The organism is Amycolatopsis sp. NPDC021455, from assembly GCF_040640995.1.
Classification (GTDB): Bacteria; Actinomycetota; Actinomycetes; order Mycobacteriales; family Pseudonocardiaceae; genus Amycolatopsis.
The window spans coordinates 76658-97322 of sequence record NZ_JBFACT010000010.1; the positions used below are offsets into that span (position 1 = coordinate 76658).

The following is a 20665-nucleotide window of genomic DNA, read 5'->3' on the forward strand; positions in this document are numbered from 1 at the left end:
GGCCATCGGCCTGTCAATGTCTGTGGCATTTTGATCGATCATGGGTGATATCGCCCGGAGTGACCGCGACGAACGACGGCAGCACCCGCTCCGCGCCCGGGAAGGCCAGCCCGGACGTCACCTCGTTCGGCACGGCGACGCAGCGCAGCCCGGCCGCGACCGCGGCGGCGACACCGGCCGGACTGTCCTCGAAGGCCACGGCGTCGGCGGCGGGCACATCGAGTGCGTCGAGCGCGGCCAGGTAGACGTCCGGCGCGGGCTTGGGCCGATGCCCGTCCAAGGCGGACACGACCGCGAAGTGGCCGGTCACCCCGACCCGCTCCAGGTGCTCGCTCACCCAGTCGCGCGTCGCGCCCGACGCGACGGCGAGCCGCAGCCCCTCGGCCCGCGCGGCCGCGAGAAACTCGCCGACGCCGTCCCGCAGCGGCAGCCGGGAGGCTGCGGTCAGGTGCGTCTCCCGCCACCGCGCGACGACGGCCTCGCGATCGACCGTCCCGATCGCGGCTTCCAGGTGGGCCAGCACGGCGGCGACGCTCGACTGCCCGCCGATCACCGCCTGCCACACCGGCAGCGGCAGGTCGGCACCGTACCCGGCGAGCACCTGCCGCCAGGCGCGGAAGGCCGAGGCCTCGGTGTCCACCAGCAGCCCGTCGAAGTCGAAGATCAGCGCGCGCATGACCCGTGAGTGTGGCAGCCGCCGCTCAGGCCGCCCGGCCGCCGCCCACCACCTGGTCACGCAGCGTGCGCAGCGCCTCGTGGTCCACTGTGGACGGATCGGCGGCGAGCCACTCGCCGATCTCGTGCAGGAACTCCTCCGGCGTCATCGGCGCGACGGGCAGGTCGCCGGGGTCCGCCGTGGACAGGTCGCCGCTGCGGCTCGGGTACACGATCATCACGCCGCGCAGGGCCACGCCCGGCAGGAGGTCGCGGTAGGCGGCGAGGCTCTCGGCGAGCCGGCTGCCGCCGCCGCGGAACGGCCTTCCGTTGCGCAGCAGCCTGCCGTCCTCGGCGGTCCCGTAGTGCCCGGGCAGCCACAGCTTCGACTCGATCAGCACCAGGCGTTTCCCGCACAGCACGGCGTGGTCGACGTCGGCGAACACCGAGCCGGGCCAGGCGAGGCCGTGGAAGATCCGGGCGCCGGGCAGCCGGGTCAGGTAGCCCTCCAGCAGGTCCGCGGTGAGGCGCTCGGCCAGCTCGTCGCGCTCGGTGCCGGGCGTGCCGAACACGGTGCGGCCGCCGAACTCCTCGGCGTACTCCTCGCGGGCCTTCCTCGCGCGCAGGTAGCCGCGGGCGAGCCGCTGGACCAGCAGCGCGGTCCCGGCGGTCAGCAGCAGCCAGACGACGAGCACCGGCGGCGAGAACCCTACCCCGGTCACCAGCGGCAGCAGCACGAGCACCATCCCGGCCACCGCGGCGACCGCCGGCGCGTGCCCCGGCCCGCGCCGCCTGCCGTGCCGCATCCGGGTGTCCTCGGCGGCGAAGTGCCACCAGCTCAGGTCTTCGGCGTCGAGATCGGGCAGGCCGGGGACGAACCCCGGCTCGTCGCCGAAGCGGCGTCGCGGCCGCGCCCGGACCGGCACGGGCACCACGGTGGCGCCGCCGGAGTCGTAGCGGGCCCGGGCGACGGGGTCGCTCAGGACGTCGTAGGCCTCGCGAAGCAGCCGGAACGTGCCGACCGTACCGCCGCCGTCGGGGTGCATCGTCTTGGCCAGCCGGCGGTAGGCCGTCTTGACGTCGGCCGCCGTGGCGTCCCGGCGGACGCCGAGCACCTCGTAGTAGTCGACGTCGGGCACGCGGGCGTTCACCTCCGGTTGGCTGCGCGAAGACTTTATGGGGTCGGGGTTTCGCGTCCGTCACCGCCTCCTCGGCGCGCCAGGGTGATGCCCGCGCGCCAGGTCACCGCGGTGTCCGACGTTCTACCGCCGTCGGCGGCCCGCGTGGGCGGCCCGGTGTGGTGGCTTCCGCGGGAGCGTGACGGCGCGTCTCGCGGCGCCTGCGTCACGTTTGCGGTGCTCGGCGACCGTCCATTGAGGACTGTTTGTCGCCCGGAAGTGTTGCGGTCGCCGGAAAATGCGGGTTGTACGTGACTTTTCGTAGTCGGATTTCACTCGAATAGACGCGAACACGTGTTCGAATACTCGGCTACGATGGAGGCATGTCCCCGGCAACCCCCAGACGTGACGGGCCCACCGCCACCCCACCTCGGCAGCGGGCCCGTCACCCTCACCGCTCGCGCAGCAGGAACCGCTGCAGCTTCCCGCTCGCGTTGCGCGGCAGCGCGTCGATGAACCGCACCCGGCGCGGGTACTTGTACGGCGCCGCCACGGCTTTGGCGTGTTCCTGCAGGGCGTGCACGACGTCCGGGCCCGGGGTGACGCCGGGCCGCAGCACGACGAACGCGGTGACGACCGCGCCGCGGTCCGGGTCGGGCGTGCCGACCACCGCGCACTCCTCGACGTCCGGGTGGGTCAGCAGCACCTCTTCGACCTCGGGAGCGGCGATGTTGTAACCGGAGGAGACGATCATGTCGTCGCTGCGCGCCACGAACCGGAAGTAGCCGTCCGGCTCGCGGACGTAGGTGTCGCCGGTGATGTTCCAGCCGTCGCGCACGTAGTCCGCCTGCCGGGGGTCGTCGAGGTAGCGGCACCCGGTGGGGCCCTGCACCGCCAGCAGTCCGGGCGTGCCGTCGGGCGCCGGCCGGCTGCCGATATTCAGGCCGGTATTCAGGCCGGTATTCAGACTGTCGACGTCCAGGACGGCGGCGCGGAAACCGGGGACGACCTTGCCGGTCCGGCCGGGGCGGACGTCGCCGTCGGCCGCGGAGATGAACACGTGCAGCATCTCCGTGCTGCCGATGCCGTCGATGAGCGGCCGTCCGGTGACCTCGCGGTACTGCTCGGCCACGGTGGCGGGGAGTGCTTCCCCGGCGGAGACCGCGCGGCGCACCCCGGCCAGCAGCGGCCCCTCGCCGGCGGCGAGGATCGCGCGGTAGGCGGTCGGTGCGGTGAACAGCACCGTCACCGCCTGCTCGGCGACGATCGACGCCAGCTCCTTCGGCGTCGCGCGTTCCAGCAGGAGCACGGAGGCGCCGGCGCGCAGCGGGAACACCAGCAGGCCGCCCAGCCCGAAGGTGAAGGCCAGCGGCGGGGTGCCGCAGAACAGGTCGCCGGCTTCCGGCCGCACGACGTGCCGGGAAAAGGTGTCGGCGATGGCGAGCAGATCGCGGTGGAAGTGCATGGTCGCCTTCGGGGTCCCGGTCGTGCCGGAGGTGAAGGCGAGCAGCGCGACGTCGTCGGCGGCCGTCGGCACGTCGGCGAAGGCCGCCGGGTGGCGTTCGCAGCGCTCGGCCAGTTTCATACCGTAGGCGACGACGGGCAAATCCGGCGGTAGTTCGTCGAGCAGGTGCTCGTCGCACAGGGCGACGCTCGGCCGGGCCTTCTCGACGATCTTGTCGAGCTCGTGCCGGCGCAGCATCGGCATGGTCGTCACGGCGACCGCGCCGGCCTTGAGGACGCCGAGCCAGCACGCCGCGAGCCACGGCGTGTTGGTGCCGCGCAGGAGCACGCGGTTCCCGGGCACGACGCCGAGTTCGGCGGTGAGGACGTGCGCGATGCGGTTGGCGCGGGCAAGGACCTCGCCGTAGGTCCACGTCTCGTGCGGCGACTTGTCCGGCGACTTGTCCGGCGAGCGCAGGCATGGCCGGTCCGGGCCCAGGCGGGCGATGGTGTCGTCGAGCAGCGCCGTGGCGGCGTTGAGGCGGTCGGGGTACCGCAGTTCCGGCAGGTCGAACACGAGCCGCGGCCACTGGTCGCCGGGCGGCAGCCGGTCGCGGCAGAACGAGTCGGTGTGAGCGCTGGGAGTAAGCCTCATCGCAGCCCCTCGGGTCTCGACCGCAGGATCGCTCCGTACCTCGAGGAATGTAACACCGGTTGCGACCGTCGAGAAGGCGCAATGTCGTACCGATGACGGCGGCGACCGAGAGGCGATTTGCGTGTCAGTCCTCCGCGGCGGCCGGGGCGACGACGGCGTCCGGCTGGCCGGCGCGGCGGAGTGCCTCGGCGACGAACCCGCCGGCCTTCAGTTCCTCGACCAGCCCGTGCAGGAACGCGATCGTCGCCGGGCGGCGATCGGGGGTCGTGCAGACGGCCTGGCGGATCTCCATGAACCGTTCGGGGATGACTCGCGTCCCCGGGTGCGCGGCGGCGTAGGCGGTCACCGGACGGCGGATCCCGGCGGCCACCTCCAGGCCGTGGGCTTCGAACGCGGTGACACCGTCTTCGCCGCGCACGATCGTCGCGTGCCGGAGGGTCCTGGTGAGGTACAGGTCGTAGGCGGACCCTTCTTTCACCCCGATCCGCACGCCCGGCCGGTCCACCTCGGCCGGCGAAGCGAAGGGCGACTCGCGCGGCACGAGGTACACGCCTTCGATGACGACGTACGGCGCGGTGAAGGCCACCTCGGCCGCCCGGGCCGGCTCGACGGCCAGGAACGCGAGGTCGGCGGCGCCCGAAGTCAGCGCTTCGAAGGACTTGCGCGCCGCGTCGAAGCAGGCGAACTCCACGGGCACGTCCAGCCGCGCGGCCACCTCGCGGGCAAGATCGACGGTGACCCCGCCCGGTTCGGCCGGCGTACCGTGCGCGAGCACGGGATTCCCGAGGTTGACGGCGGCCCGCAGGGTACCGGTAGGCGCGAGATCGGCGGCGACGGCGGAAAGTTCTCCCATGCCCGGCGACGGTAGCGGGACTCCCCGCCGGCCGCCCCGCGGTTGTCGCTCACGCTACCGGCTGCCCGTGGTGGTCGTTGGTGTCGTCGGCTGCCCCGCGGTTGTCGCTCACGCCACCGGTGGCCGGTCCGCTGTGGCCAGCTCGTAGACCGTCTCCTGCTGGTACACCTCGCCCGGCCGCAGGACCGTGCTGGGGAAGTCCGGGCGGTTCGGCGAGTCCGGGAAGTGCTGGGCCTCCAGCGCGAACCCGGCGCCGCGGTGGTACCGCCGGCCGCTGGTGCCGGCCAGGTCCTCGGTGAGGTAGTTGCCCGAATAGAACTGCAGGCCCGGCTCGGTCGTCCACATCGTCAACAGGCGGCCGGACGCCGGGTCCCATGCCCGGGCGGCGAACGGCGAACCGTCGTCCAGCACCCAGTTGTGGTCGTAGCCCTGCCCGATCACCAGCTGGGGGTCGGGCTCGCCGAGGCGGGCGCCGATCGACGTCGTGGTGCGGAAGTCGAACGGCGTTCCTTCGACCGGGGCCGGGTCGCCCATGGGGAGCAGGCCCTCGTCGGCCGGGCAGAAGCGGCTTGCGTTGATCGTCAGCCAGTGCTCGTGGACGTCGCCGCTGCCTTCGCCCGCCAGGTTCCAGTACGTGTGGTTGGTCAGGTTGACGACCGTCGGCGCGTCGGTGGTCGCACGGTAGGTGATGCGCAGCCGGTCGCCCGGGTCGACGCGGTAGGTCACCTCGGTGGTGAGCCGGCCGGGGTAGCCCTGGTCGCCGTCCGGGCTGATCAGGGTGAGCCGCAGTGCGGCACCTTCGGCGTCGGCGAACGCGGCCGCCGACCACACGCGTGTGTCGAACCCTTCGGGGCCGCCGTGCAGGCTGTTCTTTCCGTTGTTCACCGGCACCCGGTGCAGGACGCCGTCCAGGGTGAACGTGCCGCCGGCGATCCGGTTGGCGTACCGGCCGATCAGCGCGCCCAGGAACACCCGGGCCGCGTCGGGCCGGTTGTTGGCGACGTACCCGTCCAGCGTGGGGAAGCCCAGGACGACATTGCCCGGCCGCCCGTCGCGGTCCGGTGCTTCCAGTGACTGGATCACGCCGCCGTAGTCGAGGACGCGGACGGTCAACCCGCCCGGCCGGCCCAGGGTGTACCGGTGGACGTCGGCGTCGCCGGCGCGGCCGAAGAACTCCCGGGTGGGCTCGGGCAGGGGCAACACGGTCATCGGACGGTCCTCCAGCGGCTGTTAGCGCTAACAGTCCGTGAAGACTCTAGGTTCGCGGGCACGCACGGTCAAGAGACGCGTCCGCCGCCCGCCGGGCGGGTGCCCAGCAGGCGGTGGGCCCGCAGCGCCATCTGGATCTCCAGCCGCTTCGCCGGGTCCGCCAGCCGGTCGCCGAACAGGTCGGTCAGCTGGCTCACCCGGTACCGGACCGTCTGCGGGTGGATGCCGAGGGCCTGCGCGATCTCCGGGGTGCTCCCGTTGTGCTCCAGCCAGCTCAGCAACGTCTCCGACAGCCGCGTCTGCTGCTTCGCCGTCAGGTTCCGGAAGGGGGCGAGCACCTTCGCCGACAGCTCGTCCAGCAGGAACCGGTCGGCCAGCAGCCAGTGCGTCGCCAGGTGATCGGCCGTGTGCGTCACCGGGTCGTCGCCGGCCAGGCCGCGGCGGACGAGGTCCAGCGTGCGGCGGGCCCACAGGAGCGACGTCGCCGCGTCGGCCGGGCGGACGCGGGGGCCGACCGCCGCGCGCCAGCCCGGCAGGCGGCCTTCGAGCCCGCGCAGGTCGCGGTCCGGGTTCGGGGTCAGCAGGCAGGGCTCGGGGCCGTCGAGATCGACGAGCACGTCGTCGGCGACCTGGGGAGACGGCGGGCGCTGCAGCTCGGTCCGCGGGTCGAGCGCGACGACGGTGACCCACTCCGGCATGGTCCACTGCGCCGCCTTGGCCATCGTCGCGAGCGCCGCGGGGGACGACGGCGGGCTGGCGAGCAGCAGTTCGAACAACCGGCGCCGCCGCCGGTCGAGCGTGCCCGTCGCCATCGCCTGCGCCAGCGTGTATCCCTCGACCGAGTAGGACGAAATCTCTTCCACGTAAGCGAAGATGGCCTCCGCGCCGACGCAGAGCACCGCCGCCGGGAAGCGGTGGGCCTGGCCCAGCTCGGCGATGTAACGCCACGCCGCCCGGCCACCCGCGCGGTAGGCGGCCTGCAGCGAGTTGAGGCTGCCGCCGTCGTGGTGGACGCGTTTCCCGACCTCCACGAACAGCTTCGCCCAATTGTCCTGAGTGGACGCCAGGTTCTCGATGCTGTCGATGCAGCTGAGCACCGCGTGCTCGATGGCCAGCACGATCATCTTGCCGAACTCGCCCTCGAGGGGCTTGGCGTACTCCGGCACGGACCGCTGGATCTCCTCGAGGATCCGCCGGGCGAGCGGGTCGGCGTGCGGCCGGAACCGCCGCGCGAGCTCCGACGGCAGCGAGCACCACAGCTGCCGCGCGCGGGGAGCGCTCCTCGGGTGCGGAACCGCCGCCGCCTGCGTGACCGTCCGGGTCATGGTCATGGTCCACACCCCTCGCAGCACCTCGTGGAAAGGTCGCGCCTTCGTCGGCGCGGAGGTCATGTACTCACACGGGATCGGACTTGGCAACCGCCACCCCTGCGCGGAGATCGGGTTCTGTCACCCCGGGGCCAACAGCCGCACCGGGGTTTGTCACGTGCCCGACAAACCGCGGATCACTCACCGTGGCACGGGTTTCCGCACTCCGATTTGTGAAGCGGGACGGTATCTTCGCGCGCCTTCCCGTTGTTAGCGTGATCAACCCCGGTACGCGGGAGGAGACGGATGACGACGCTCGTTTCGTGGTGCTTCCGCCGCGCCGGCGTGGTCACCGTGCTGTGGCTGGTGGCGCTGGCCGGGCTCGGGTTCGCCGCGCTGCGCACCGGCGCGGCCTTCCGCGACACGGTGGACCTGCCCGCCGCGGACAGCACGGCGGCGGCGAACCTGCTGCGCGGCAGCGGGGCGGCCGGCGACGAGGAACGCGTCGTCGTCCGCGCGCCGGACGGCCCGGTCGACAGCGGCGCGGGCCGCGCCCGGCTCGACGCGCTCGCCGCCCGGCTGACGACGGTCCCGCACGTCGTCGCGGTCTCCCCACCACCCGGCCGCGTGTCCGCCGACCGGACCACCGCGGTGCTCACCGTGCGGTTCGACGCGCCGGCCACGGACCTCGGACAGGGCACGGCCGACGCGTTCGCCGCCGTCGTCCGCGACGCCGCCGGCCTCACCGCCGGGGCGTCCGGCGAGCTCGCCGCGACGACGGCGGCCGCGCCCGACCTGGGCAACGCCGGGATCGGCCTGCTCGCCGCGGCCCTGGTGCTGCTGGTGACCTTCGGCTCGCTGACGTGCGTGCTGCTCCCGGTCCTCACCGCCGCGGTGTCGGTCGGCTGTGCGCTCGCCGCCGTGACGCTGGTGTCGCACGTCCTGACCGTGCCGAAGATCAGCACCGAGATCGCCGCGCTGCTCGGGCTCGGTGTCGGCGTCGACTACGCGCTGTTCGTGCTCACCCGCTACCGGCAGGGTCGCCGGGACGGCACCGAACCGGCGGCGGCGCTGGCCGTCGCGGCCGCGACGTCCGGCCGCAGCGTGGTCTTCGCCGGGCTCACCGTGTGCGTGTCGCTGGCCGGAATGCTGACCGTCGGCCTGCCGTTCCTGACCGGGATCGCGGTCGCCGCCGCCGTTTCGGTGCTGCTGACGGGGTTCGCCGCACTGACCCTGCTGCCGGCGTTGCTGCGGCCGGTCGCCCGGCGGATGCGTGTCCGGCCGGACGGCAGCGGCGGCCGCTGGGCCCGGCTCGCGCGGTCGGTGACCGCCCGGCCCGGGCCGTACACCGTGGCCGCGCTGCTGGTCGTGGCCGTGCTCGCGCTGCCGATGACCGAGCTGCGGCTGGGCGTGCCGGGCGCCGCGTCCGACCCGCCCGGCAGCGTCACGCGGACCGCCGCCGAGTTGCTGGAAGCGGGCTTCGGGCCGGGCGCGGACGCCCCGCTGCTGGTCGTCGGGACCAGCGGCTCGCCGGACATGCTCCGGGAGGCGCTGCTCGCGAGCGCCGACGTCGAGCCGCCCGTTCCGCTGCCCGGGGATCGCTGGCTGCTCACGGTGATCCCGAGGACCGCGCCCGACGATCCGGCCACCGGCGACCTACTGGCCTCCACGCGGGTGATGGCCACCGTCGTCGGCAGCCCGGACGCGCACGTCGGCGGCGCCGTCGCGGCCAAAGCCGACTTCTCGGCGGCGATCACCGCGCGGCTGCCGCTGTTCTTCGCCAGTGTCGTCGGTATTTCGGTGCTGCTGCTGGCCTGGGTGTTCCGCAGTGTGCCGATCCCGCTGACCGCGGCGGTGATGAACCTGCTGACGGCGGCCGCGACGACCGGCGCGGTCGTGTTCGCCTTCGGCGGCCCGATCGAGCCGTACCTGCCGGTGTTCCTGTTCGCCGGGCTGTTCGGGCTGTCCATGGACTACGAGGTCTTCCTCATCGCCCGCATCCAGGAGGCGTGGCGCCGCCACGGGGACACGCGCGCGGCGGTGGTCGACGGCGTCGCGGCGACCGGCCGCACCATCACCGCCGCCGCGTTGATCATGGCGCTGGTGTTCGTGTCGTTCGCCTTCGTCGACGCCCGCGTCGTGCGGGAGGCGGGTGTCGGGCTGACCGTCGCCGTGCTCCTGGACGCGGTCGTCGTCCGGTGCGTGCTCGTGCCCGCGGTGATGGCCCGCCTCGGCCCGGCGAACTGGTGGTTTCCCGGCCGCCGGACGACGGTCGTCCGCGAGCCGGTGGGGAGCGCGCGATGACGCGGCGGACGGCGACGCTGGCGCTGGTCGCGCTCGGGGCGTTCGTCACGACGCTGGACAACACGATCGTCGCCGCGGGCGCGCCGTCGATCGCCCGTGACCTCGCGCTGGGCCTCGGGGCACTGCCGTGGGTCGCGCTCGGGTACATGCTGCCGTTCGCCGGGTTGCTGCTGGTGGCGGGCGCGCTGGTGGACTGCTGGGGACGGCGCCCGGCCCTGACGGCCGCCCTCGTCCTGTTCGGCTGCGGCGCGGCGGCGGGCGGGCTGGCGGGCTCGCTGTGGCTGCTGGTCGCCGCCCGCGTGCTCCAGGGCGTGGCGGCCGCCTTCCTCGTGCCCGGCCTGCTGAGCCTGCTGCGGACGAACCTCGACGCGCGCGGCCGGACGCTCGGCGCCGCGGTCTGGACGGCGTGCCTCGCGGCCGCGCTGGCCCTCGGCCCCGCCCTCGGCGGTGTCCTGAGCGAATACCTCGGCTGGGCCTGGATCTTCTTCGTCAACCTGCCCTTCGTGGCGGCGATGCTCGTCCTGGTGCCGGCAGCCGTGTCACGCGGCCGGGCCGGGGGGACCCGCGCGCCGCCGGTGACGGCGATGATCCTGGTGACGGCGAGCCTGGTGCTGCTCACCACGGCGCTGGCCGAACCCCGGTTCGCGCTGCCGCTGCTCGCCGCGGCGGCCGTGCCCGGCGTGGCGTTCCTGATCCGGGAGCAGCGGGCGCGGGAGCGGCTGGTCCCGGCGGCCCTGACCGGCAACCGGGTGTTCACGGGGGCACTCGTCCTGCAGCTGCTGTGGGGCTTGGGGATTTCGGGCGTCTTCTTCTACACGCCGCTGCTGCACCAGGAGTTCCTCGGGCTCGGCCCGCTCCGCGCCGGGCTGCCGCTCGCGCTGGTCGCGGTGGCGGTCGTGCTGGCGGCGCCGTTCGTCCCCGCCGCCGCGTCCCGCGCCGGTCCACATCGGACGGTGGCGGCCGGGCTGGCCGCGGTCGGGACCGGGTTGCTCGCCCTCGCCGCGGTGAACCACATCCCGGCGCTGCTGCCCCGCGTCGCGGGCATGGTGCTGATCGGGGCGGGCTCGGCGTTCACCGTCCCGATGACCTCACACGCGCTGGATGTCGTGGCGGAGCAGCATTCCGGTGCGGCTTCCGGGTTGCTCACCGCGGCCCGGGAGCTGTCGAGCGCGCTGGGCGTGGCGGCGATCGGTGCCGTGCTGACCGCGGTGCGCGGGCTGCGGCTCGACGCGGGCGTCCCGCCCGGTGCGGCCCTGGCGAGCGGGTACACCGCCGGTCTGCTCACCGCGGCCGGGCTGACGTTCGCCGGCGCGCTGCTGGCCGTCCGCGTGCTGCGGCACCGTGCTACCTCGTCGCCGCATGACAAAAGCGCGGTCCCCTGATCCGTTTCCCGATGAGTATCCGAGTTCGCGTTCGTTGACAACCGCACCGGCGGCTCTTCACTCTGCGCCGGTAACCGCTCTTTGCGAGGAGCCATGGAAACCATTTCCCAGCCGGTTCCCCTCACCGGCGAAGCAGCTGCCGACGGCGAGTCGTTCGCGACCCTGCTGGGCCACTGGGCGCGCCGCCTCGGCGACCGGGTCGCGGTGACCTACCTGGACCACCGGTACGGCGTGGACGGCCGGGCGGTGACGCTCACCTGGCGCGAGCTCGACGAGCGGGTCGACGCGGTCGCCGCGCGACTGTCCGAACTGGCCGGTCCCGGTGACCGGGCGGCGGTGCTGGCCGGTCAGTCCGCCGACTACGTCGTCGCGTTCCTCGGCGCGCTGCGGGCCGGGCTGGTCGCCGTGCCGCTGTTCGCCCCGGGCCTGCCCGGACACGAGGGCCGGCTGGCCGCGGCGCTCGCCGACTGCGGCCCGCGGGTCGTGCTGACCACGGCCGCGGAAACCGGCGCGGTCACCGGGTTCCTCGGCGGTTGCGGCGTCGCCGCGGCGGTGGTCGCCGTCGACACCGTGCCCGCGGTCGCGCCCGGGACGCGCGACTGGCCTGCGCCGGATCCCCGCGAACCGGCGTACCTGCAGTACACCTCGGGTTCCACGCGCTCGCCGGCCGGGGTCGTGCTGACCCACGGCAACGTGCTCGCCAACGCGCGCCAGGCGTGTGCCGCCTACGGCGCCGAAAGCGGGACGACGTCGGCGGTGAGCTGGCTGCCACTGTTCCACGACATGGGGCTCATCCTGGGCATCGGCGCGCCCGTGGCCGGCGGCCTGGCGTCGGTGCTGATGGACCCGCTGGCGTTCCTGGAGCGGCCCGCACGGTGGTTGCGGGCGCTTTCGGCCAGTCCGGGCGGGATCAGCGCGGCCCCCAACTTCGCCTACGCCTACTGCGCTTCGCGGGTCACCGAAGCCGAAAAGGACTACCTGGAGCTGAGCCGGGTCGTCTCGCTGATCAACGGCAGCGAGCCGGTGCTGCCGGCCACGATCGCGAAGTTCCACGACGCCTTCGCCGGGTGCGGGCTGCGCCCGGAGGTCCACCGGTCCTCCTACGGCCTGGCGGAAGCCACCGTCCTGGTTTCCGTCACGGACGCCGGGAAGCCGCCCCGGCAGGTCACCTTCGACCGGGCCCGGCTCGCCGCCGGGCACGCCGAGCCGGCCCCGCCCGGCGCCGCCGCCACGACGCTCGTCTCGTGCGGGCGCCCGGTCGGCCAGCGCGTGCGGATCGCCGACCCGGTGACCGGGGCGCACGCCGAACCCGGTGCGGTGGGCGAAATCCGGGTCAGCGGCCCGAATGTCGGAAGCGGGTATTGGGGCCGGGCCGAAGCGTCGGCGGCCACCTTCGGCCTGCCGCCGCGCGATCCGGGCACCGGCGAGGGCTGGCTGGCGACCGGCGACCTCGGCGTGGTCTTCGACGGTGAGCTGTTCGTGACCGGCCGCCTGAAGGACCTGGTCGTCGTCGACGGCCGCAACCACTACCCGCAGGACATCGAGCAGACGGCGGAAGAGCACCCGGCGGTCCGGCCGCATTCCGCCGCGGCCTTCGCGATCGACAGCGGCGAAGGGGAAGCCGCGGTCGTCGTCCTGGAGCGCGCCAAGGACACCGAAGCCGACGTCGTCGCGGCGACGGCGGAACTGCGGGCGGCGGTGTCGGCCGGGCACGGCCTGCGCCTGCACGACGTCGTCTTCCTGCCGCCCGGCGAGGTGCCACGCACGTCGAGCGGCAAGATCAGCCGGGCTCGCTGCCGGGAGTCCTATCTGGACGGAACGCTCACCGTGCGGCGGCTCGCATGAGCGCGCCGGACGCCGCCGCGATCCGCGCCTGGCTGACCGCGCGGACCGGCGAGGCCGACCCGGACCGGCCCCTGCACGAAACCGGACTGTCCTCACGGGACGCCACGGTCCTCGCCGCGGACCTCGGCCGGTTCGTCGGCCGCCCGCTCGCCCCGACGCTGGTGTGGCAGTACCCGACGATCACCGCGCTCGCCGACCATCTGTCCACTGTGGAATCGATGCCGGATTACATTCCCTTGCGGGAGGACGGGGAACCGATCGCGGTCGTCGGCCTCGGCTGCCGCCTGCCGGGCGGGATCGAGTCCCCGCAGGCGTTCTGGCGGTTCCTCGAGGCCGGCGGTGACGGCATCGGCGAGGTCCCCGAGGGCCGCTGGGAGACGTTCGCCCCGGCCGAAGACCTCGCCGGCGTGCCCGCGCGCGGCGGGTTCCTCGACGACGTCGCCGGGTTCGACGCGGAGTTCTTCGGCATCACCCCGCGCGAGGCCGAGGCGATGGACCCGCAGCAGCGGCTCCTCCTGGAGGTCGTCTGGGCGGCGCTGGAGCACGCCGGCATCCCGCCGGGCCGCCTGTGCGGCAGCCGGACCGGCGTGTTCGTCGGGCTGTCGGCCACCGAGTACGGCTCGCTGACGATGACCGACGTCCCGGGCGTCGACGTCTGGTCGGGCACCGGGGCCGCGGCGAGCATCGCGGCGAACCGGCTCTCGTACCTGCTCGACCTGCGCGGTCCCAGCCTGACCCTGGACACGGCGTGTTCGTCGTCGCTGGTCGCGGTGCACCAGGCGGTGCAGAGCCTGCGCCGCGGCGAGAGCGAGACGGCGCTCGCGGCCGGGGTGAACGTGCTGCTGTCGCCGGGGATCACGGCCGGGTTCCACCGCGCGGGGGTGCTGGCCGCGGACGGCCGCTGCAAGCCGTTCGACGCCGGCGCGGACGGCATCGCCCGCGGCGAGGGCTGCGGGGTGGTGGTGCTCAAGCCGCTGCGGGCGGCCCGGCGGGCGGGGGACCGGGTGCTGGCGGTGATCCGCGGCAGCGCGGTGAACTCCGACGGCCGGTCCAACGGCCTGACCGCACCCAACCCGGAAGCCCAGGCCGCCCTGCTGCGCGACGCCTACGCGGTATCGGGCGTCGATCCGTCCTCTGTGGACTACGTCGAGGCGCACGGGACCGGGACGCCGCTGGGCGATCCGCTGGAGGCGGGGGCGCTGGTTTCGGTGCTCGGGGCCGGGCGCACGTCGGAGCGTCCGCTGCTGCTCGGCTCGGTGAAGAGCAACCTGGGCCACCTCGAAGGCGCGGCCGGGATCACCGGGCTGCTCAAGGTGGTGCTGGCGATGACGCACCGGCGGCTGCCGCCGAGCCTGCACTTCCGCACGCCGAACCCGCACATCGACTTCACCGGGCTGGAGGTGGTCGCCTCGGGCACGGACTGGCCGCGCTACTCCGGGACCGCGCGGGCCGGGGTGTCGGCGTTCGGGTTCGGCGGCACCAACGCGCACGTCGTGCTGGAGGAATGGCCCGCGGCGGCGTTCCCGCCCCGCGGTGGGCCGGAGGGCCCGCAGGTGTTCGCGTTGTCGGCCCGGTCGGCGGAGGTGCTGCGGACGCGGGCCGCGGAGCTGGCGGACTGGCTCGAGTCCCGCGAGGTCCCGCTCGACGCGGTCGCGTCGACGCTCGCCCACCGGCGCGAGCACCTGCCGGTGCGGGGCGCGGTGGTCGGGGAGAGCCGGGACGAAGTGGTCACGGCGTTGCGCGAGCTGGCGGCGGGCCGGGGTATCACGAGCGGCGCAGCCGGTGCCGGTCCCAAGCGCCCCAATGTGGCATTGGGTGCGTTGGATGCACCGAACGCCACATTGGGTGCGTTGAGCGCACCGAACGCCACATTGGGGCGTTCGGGAGTCGTCTTCGTGTTCTCCGGCTATGGGTCCCAGTGGAGCGGGATGGGACGGCTGCTGCTGCGCTCCGAGCCCGCGTTCCGCGCGGAGATCGACGCGCTGGATCCCGTCTTCCGCGACGGCGCCGGGTTCTCCCTGCGGGAGGCTCTCGAAGGCGAACTCCCCGGCCTGGCCGCGACCCAGCTCGCCTTGTTCGGGATGCAGCTGGCCCTCGCCGAGCTGTGGCGGGCGCACGGCGTCGCTCCGGCCGCCGTGCTCGGGCACTCGATGGGGGAGGTCGCCGCCGCTGTCGTCGCCGGGGCGCTCGATGTCTCCGGCGGGCTGCGGATCATGGCCGCGCGGGCGCGGCTGCTCGCCGAACTCGACCTCGGCGGCGGTGGTGCCATGGCCGTCGTCGAGCTTTCCCCCGCCGAGGTCGCGGAATTTCCCGAAGTCACCGTCGCGGTGTACGCGTCGCCGACCCAGTGCACCATCAGCGGGGCCGCCGACGCCGTGGCGGCCGTGGTCGAGCACGCCGAAAGCCGCGGCAGGCTGGCCCGGCGGCTGCCGGTCGGCGGGGCCGGGCACTCCGCCGCCGTCGATCCCGTGCTCGGGCGGTTCCGTGCCGCGCTGGCCGGGCTCGCTCCCGGGCAACCCGGAATCGCTTGCTACAGCAGCGTTCTCGACGATCCGCGGGAGACGCCCACCTTCGACGCCGACTACTGGGCGGCGAACCTGCGCCGTCCGGTGCGGTTCAGCCAGGCCCTCCAGGCGGCCGCCGAAGACGGCCACACCGTCTTCGTCGAAATCTCGCCGCACCCGGTGGCTCTGGCCGCCGTCGAGCAGACCGTCGGCGAAACCGGCCTGGCCTCGGCGAGCCGCCGGATCGACGAGCGGACGGCCTTCCTGACCAGCCTCGCCCGGCTGCACGTCGACGGCCGGCCCGGGGTGCTGGACGCCCGGCCCCGGACGTCGCCGGTCGAGCTGCCCGGGCCGGTCTGGCGGCACCGGCGGTTCTGGCCGCGGCCCGCCGTCCGCTCGGGCGGTGCGCATCCGCTGCTCGGCGTGCACGTCGAAAACCCCGCCGGCGGGCACCTGTGGCGCGGGGACGTCGGCACCGCCGCGCTGCCGTGGCTGGCCGACCACACCGTGCGCGGCGAACCCGTGTTCCCGGCGACCGGCTTCCTCGAACTGGCCCTCGCCGCGGCCGGGCCCCGCGGGCGCGTCCTCGACCTCGAACTGCGCGAGCTGCTCCCGCTGGCCGGGCACACCGAGGTGACGACCGGTCTCGGTGGCACCGAGCTCAGCGTGCACGCCAAGTCCGCGCGCGGCGAGTGGGTCCGGCACGCCACCGCGCGGATCGGCACCGGGGGCACGCCGTCACCGCCGTTCGGGAACGCCGGCGGCGAACCGGTCGACCTGTACCGGGCGCTGGCCGAGCTGGGCCAGTCCTACGGCCCGGCTTTCCGCGGCCTGCGCCGGGTGACCGCCGCGCCCGGCCGCGCGTCGGCGGCGATCGTGCAGCCCGAAGCCGACCACCCCGCCTACGTGCTGCACCCCGCGCTCGCCGACGCCTGCCTGCACGCGCTCGCCGCGGCCGTCGGCGAGGCGGACGCCCTCTACGTGCCGCTCGCCGTGGGCGAAGTGGTCGTCGCCGGGGACCCGCGCCGGGGTGTGCGGGTGGACGCCGTGCTCGGGGAAGCCGGGGACGGCGTGCTCGGCAGCGTCCAGCTGGTCGACGCCGACGACGTCGTCCTCGTGGAGTTCCGGGACGTCTACTGCCGCCGGTTCCGCGACACGGCGTCGGCGAGGCTGCTGTTCGAGGCGGCCTGGCAACCGGCCGAGCTGCCCGCCGCGCCGGCACGGGCCCACCGCTGGATCGTGCTGACCGACGGCGAATGCGCCGGGGACGACGTGCGGACGGCCCGCCTCGGCGACCGGCGGCAGCTGGCGAAGCTGCTGCGAGACGGCGAAGTGACCGCGGTGCTCGCCATGCTCACCCGCGAAGCCGGACCCGACCCGGCGGGGGCGGCGCGGCTGGTCGAGACCCTGACCGGCGTCGTCGCCGAGCTGGCCGAGCTGCCGGTGCCGCCCCGGTTGTGGCTGGTCGGCACCGGCGCACAGAGCGTCCTGCCCGGCGAGCGGGGCGATCCGGACCAGGCCGCGCTGCGCGGGCTCGTGCGCGTGCTCGCCTTCGAACACCCCGAACTCCGGGTGAGCCAGGCCGACTTCGACGGCGACGCGGCCCGGCTGTGGGACGAAGTCCGCGCGGACGGGCCGGACGACGAGGTCGCCTGGCGCGACGGCGTCCGGTACGCCCGGCGGCTGGTCCGTCCCGCGCTCGGCGACCCGGTGCGCGAGCCGGTCCGCGATGGCGCCTACGTCATCACCGGCGGGCTCGGTGGCCTCGGCCTCGCCGCGGCGAAGTGGCTGGCCGGCCGGGGTGCGACGCGGCTGGTGCTGAACGGCCGGCACGCCGCCGACCCCGGCCTGGGCGACCTGGGCGCCGACGTGCGGGTGGTGCCCGGAGACATCGCCGAGCCGGGCACGGCGGAGAAGCTGATCGCGGCGGCCGTCGAAGGAGGCGTGCCACTGCGCGGGGTGCTGCACGCTGCCGGTGTCCTGGCCGACGGCGCCGCGATCACCCTCGACGGCGACGCGCTCGACGCCGTCTGGCGGCCTAAGGCGCTGGGTGCCTGGCGGCTCCACGAGGCGACCGCCGGGCACGAACCCGACTGGTGGCTGGTGTACTCGTCGGCGGCCGCCCTGTTCGGGTCGCCGGGCCAGACCGCGTACGCCACCGCGAACGCGTGGGCCGACGCCCTGGTCGCGTGGCGCCGGGCCCAGGGCCTCCCGGCGGCGACGATCGGCTGGGGCGCGTGGGGCGAGACCGGCGCCGCCGCCGGCTCGGCCAACCCGGTGCTCGACCCGCTCGGCACCGAGGAAGCCCTGGGCGCGCTGGACGACGTCCTGGCGTGCGACCGCGCCGCGACCGGCGTGGCCCGGGTGGACTCCGCGACCGTGCTGGAGTTGTTCCCCAGGCTGGCCGACCGGCCGTTCTTCGCGCTTTTCGCGCCGCGGACCGAACCGTCCACTTGGGACGGGCTGGACGCGCTGCGTGCCGTCCCGCCGGAGGCCGCACGGGCCGCGATCGCCGACCACCTGAGCGGGCTCGTCGCGGACCTGCTGGGCCTGGCCGAGGTCGACCGGACCGTGCCGCTCACCCAGCTCGGCCTGGACTCGCTGTCGGCGATGCGCGCCCGGGGCGCGGTGGAACGCGACTTCGGCCTGCCGCTGCCGATCCCGCTGCTCCTGCGCGGGGCCAGCCTGGCGGAGCTCGCCGGCCACCTCGCCGAGCAGGCCGGCTTCGGCTCCGCCGCGCCGCGCGAGCCCGCCGCCGCCGGGCCGCGCGACCCGGCCGAGCGCTGGGTGGCCCGGCACTGGCAGGCCGCACTGGGCGGGCCGGAGCCGGGGGTGCACGACGACTTCTTCGCCGCGGGCGGCGACCTCGAACGGGCGCGGCGGTTGTGGTCGGTTTTCGCCGAAGAGCTGGACTCGGTGCCGGACGTGGAACGGCTGTTCGCGACACCGACGGTCGCCGCGATGGCCGACCTCCTGCGCGCGGAGCTCGAAGGCCACGGCGGCGGCCCGGTACGGCTGCTGCGCGACGGCGTCGGCGCCGAGCCGGTGTTCCTCTTCCACCCCGCTGGCGGGCCGACGAGCGTTTACCGCGAGCTCGTGCGGCTGCTGCCCGAAGGCCGGCCGGTGTACGGGTTCGAGCGGATCGACGAGGACACCGTCGAGGGCAAGGCCGCCCGCTACCTCGAGCTGATCCGCGAAATCCAGCCCCACGGCCCGTACCGGCTGGGTGGCTGGTCGTTCGGCGGCTGCCTGGCGCACGAGACCGCGCGGCGGCTGACCGCGGCGGGCGAGCGGGTCGACCTGGTGGTCCTGATCGACACGATCCTGCCGCTGCCGGACACCGGGACCCCGGCGGAAGAGCTGCTGCTGGAACGCTTCGACCGGTTCGCCGACCACGTGTCGCGGACGTACGGGGTGCCGTTCACCGTGCCGCGCGAGGAGCTGGCGCGGCTGGACGAGGACGCCCAGATCCAGTGGGTCATGGCCAAGCTGACCGAGTACGTGCCGGACATGGGCGCCGGCGTCCTGCGCCACCAGTACGAGTCCTATGTGGACGCCCGGGTCGCCGAGCGGTACACCCCGGGCCGGCACGACGGCCGCGTCCTGCTGCTGCGGGCCCGCGAGCCGCACCCGCTGACCACGACGCTCGACCCGCGCTACCTGCGCACCGACGACACCCTCGGCTGGGACGAGTTCTGCGGCGCGCTCGAAGTGGTGCGGGTCCCCGGCGACCACGTGTCGATGATCGACCCGCCGCACGTGACCGCCCTCGCGGCGGCGCTGGCCGAGCGGCTCGAGGCGGAGGTGCGGTGATGGACGAGCTCACCCCGACCACGGCGTTCCGCATCGCCGACCTCGCCGCCCGGCAGGACGAAGCCGTCCGGATCGCCGAGAAGCGGGCCGTCGACCGGCAGCACGCCAAGGGCAAGCTGACCGCCCGCGAGCGCATCGGGCTGCTGCTGGACCCCGGGTCCTTCGTGGAGCTCGACCAGTTCGCGCGGCACCGCTGCGCCGAGTTCGGGATGGACGCCCACCGCCCGTGGGGCGACGGCGTGGTCACCGGGCACGGCACCGTGGACGGCCGCCAGATCTGCGTGTTCTCCCAGGACTTCAGCGTCTTCGGCGGCAGCATGGGCGAGGCCTCCGGCGAAAAGGTCCTCAAGGTGATGGACCTGGCCATGACCCTGGGCTGCCCGGTCGTCGGGATCAACGACTCCGGCGGCGCCCGGATCCAGGAAGGCGTCGTCTCGCTGGCGTACTACGCCGAGCTGGGCCGCCGCACCGCCCACGCCTCCGGGGTCGTCCCGCAGATCTCGATGATCATGGGCCCGTGCGCCGGCGGCGCGGTCTACGCCCCGGCGATGACCGACTTCACCGTGATGGTCGACGAAACCGCGCACATGTTCGTCACCGGCCCGGACGTCGTGCACGCCGTCACCGGCGAGCGGGTCACCGCCCAGGAGCTCGGCGGCGCGGCCGTGCAGAGCGAGGTGGCGGGCAACGCCCACCACCGGGCCGCCGACGAGCGGGACGCGATCGACTGGGTGCAGACCCTGCTCGCGTACCTGCCTTCGAACAACCTCGACCCCGCGCCCGAGTACGCCGACGACACCGCCCCCGATGTCACGGCGGCCGATCTCGAGCTCGACCGGCTGGTGCCCGACTCGCCGCACCAGACCTACGACATGGCCGAGCTGATCGCCCGGCTGGTCGACGACGGCGAGTTCACCGAGGTGCACAGCGCCTTCGCGGCCAACATGATCTGCGCCTTCGGCCGCGTGGAGGGCCGGACGGTCGGCGTCGTCGCGAACCAGCCGCGGCACCAGGCCGGCGTGCTCGACATCGACGCGTCCGAAAAGGCCGCCCGGTTCGTGCGTTTCTGCGACGCCTTCGGCATCCCGCTGCTCACCCTGGCCGACGTCCCCGGCTACCTGCCGGGTACGGACCAGGAACGTGGCGGGATCATCCGCCGCGGCGCGAAGCTGATCTACGCCTACTCCGAAGCGACCGTGCCGAAGGTGACCGTGGTCGTCCGCAAGGCCTACGGCGGCGGCTACGCGGTCATGGGGTCCAAGCACCTCGGCGCGGACGTCTCGATGGCGTGGCCCACGGCCGAAATCGCGGTGATGGGCGCCGAAGGCGCGGTGCGGGTGCTGTACCGGCGCGAGCTGGCCGCGCTGCCGATCGAAGAGCGGGAAGCCGCCCGCCGCCGGCTCACCGAGGAGTACCGCAAGCGCCACACCGGCCCGTACCTGGCCGCCGAACGCGGCTACGTCGACCAGGTCGTCACGCCGTCGCAAACCCGCCTGCAGGTCGCGCGGGCCCTGCGGGCGCTGCGCACCAAGCGGCAGACCCTGCCGCCCAGGAAACACGGAAACATCCCCCTGTGAA

Annotated in this window: 11 protein-coding genes; 5 read left to right on the plus strand and 6 right to left on the minus strand. The window is 74.4% G+C overall.

Annotated elements, in window-relative coordinates:
- Window positions 1–13: 13 nt before the first annotated feature.
- The 6 genes from AB0G28_RS15650 to AB0G28_RS15675 all read right to left on the minus strand — a co-directional run bounded on the left by AB0G28_RS15650 (window position 14) and on the right by AB0G28_RS15675 (window position 7257).
- The gene (locus AB0G28_RS15650; protein ID WP_361088693.1) at window positions 14–676 is read right to left on the minus strand and encodes an HAD-IA family hydrolase; all 663 of its coding nucleotides are present in this window, start codon (window positions 674–676) and stop codon (window positions 14–16) included.
- A 25-nt stretch (window positions 677–701) separates the two neighbouring features.
- Window positions 702–1793 (minus strand): DnaJ domain-containing protein, encoded by a 1092-nt coding sequence (locus AB0G28_RS15655; protein WP_361088695.1) that lies wholly within the window; start codon window positions 1791–1793, stop codon window positions 702–704.
- A gap of 430 nt (window positions 1794–2223) precedes the next feature.
- Complete coding sequence (locus tag AB0G28_RS15660; protein ID WP_361088697.1) at window positions 2224–3870, minus strand: AMP-binding protein; 1647 nt, start codon at window positions 3868–3870, stop codon at window positions 2224–2226.
- Between the two features lie 124 nt (window positions 3871–3994).
- Window positions 3995–4723, minus strand: a complete 729-nt coding sequence (locus AB0G28_RS15665; protein WP_361088699.1) for a transporter substrate-binding domain-containing protein — start codon at window positions 4721–4723, stop codon at window positions 3995–3997.
- A gap of 108 nt (window positions 4724–4831) precedes the next feature.
- Window positions 4832–5932 (minus strand): aldose epimerase family protein, encoded by a 1101-nt coding sequence (locus AB0G28_RS15670; RefSeq protein ID WP_361088701.1) that lies wholly within the window; start codon window positions 5930–5932, stop codon window positions 4832–4834.
- Window positions 5933–6000: 68 nt separating this feature from the next.
- The gene (locus tag AB0G28_RS15675) at window positions 6001–7257 is read right to left on the minus strand and encodes a helix-turn-helix domain-containing protein (protein ID WP_361088888.1); all 1257 of its coding nucleotides are present in this window, start codon (window positions 7255–7257) and stop codon (window positions 6001–6003) included.
- A gap of 288 nt (window positions 7258–7545) precedes the next feature.
- Between AB0G28_RS15675 and AB0G28_RS15680 the strand changes: the two genes are divergently transcribed.
- From AB0G28_RS15680 to AB0G28_RS15700, 5 genes are all read left to right on the plus strand, one after another.
- Window positions 7546–9543 carry an MMPL family transporter gene (locus tag AB0G28_RS15680; protein ID WP_361088703.1) on the plus strand — a complete coding sequence of 666 codons (1998 nt, stop codon included), beginning with the start codon at window positions 7546–7548 and terminating at the stop codon, window positions 9541–9543.
- Window positions 9540–10925 carry an MFS transporter gene (locus AB0G28_RS15685; protein ID WP_361088705.1) on the plus strand — a complete coding sequence of 462 codons (1386 nt, stop codon included), beginning with the start codon at window positions 9540–9542 and terminating at the stop codon, window positions 10923–10925. Before AB0G28_RS15680 ends, AB0G28_RS15685 begins: the two co-directional genes overlap by 4 nt.
- Window positions 10926–11018: 93 nt before the next feature.
- The gene (locus AB0G28_RS15690) at window positions 11019–12770 is read left to right on the plus strand and encodes a fatty acyl-AMP ligase (RefSeq protein WP_361088707.1); all 1752 of its coding nucleotides are present in this window, start codon (window positions 11019–11021) and stop codon (window positions 12768–12770) included.
- Window positions 12767–19087 carry an SDR family NAD(P)-dependent oxidoreductase gene (locus tag AB0G28_RS15695; RefSeq protein WP_361088709.1) on the plus strand — a complete coding sequence of 2107 codons (6321 nt, stop codon included), beginning with the start codon at window positions 12767–12769 and terminating at the stop codon, window positions 19085–19087. The genes AB0G28_RS15690 and AB0G28_RS15695 overlap by 4 nt, the downstream gene beginning before the upstream one ends.
- Entirely contained in the window at window positions 19087–20664 is a 1578-nt protein-coding gene (locus AB0G28_RS15700; RefSeq protein WP_361088711.1) for an acyl-CoA carboxylase subunit beta, read from the plus strand. The genes AB0G28_RS15695 and AB0G28_RS15700 overlap by 1 nt, the downstream gene beginning before the upstream one ends.
- The last annotated feature ends 1 nt before the right edge of the window (window position 20665 follow it).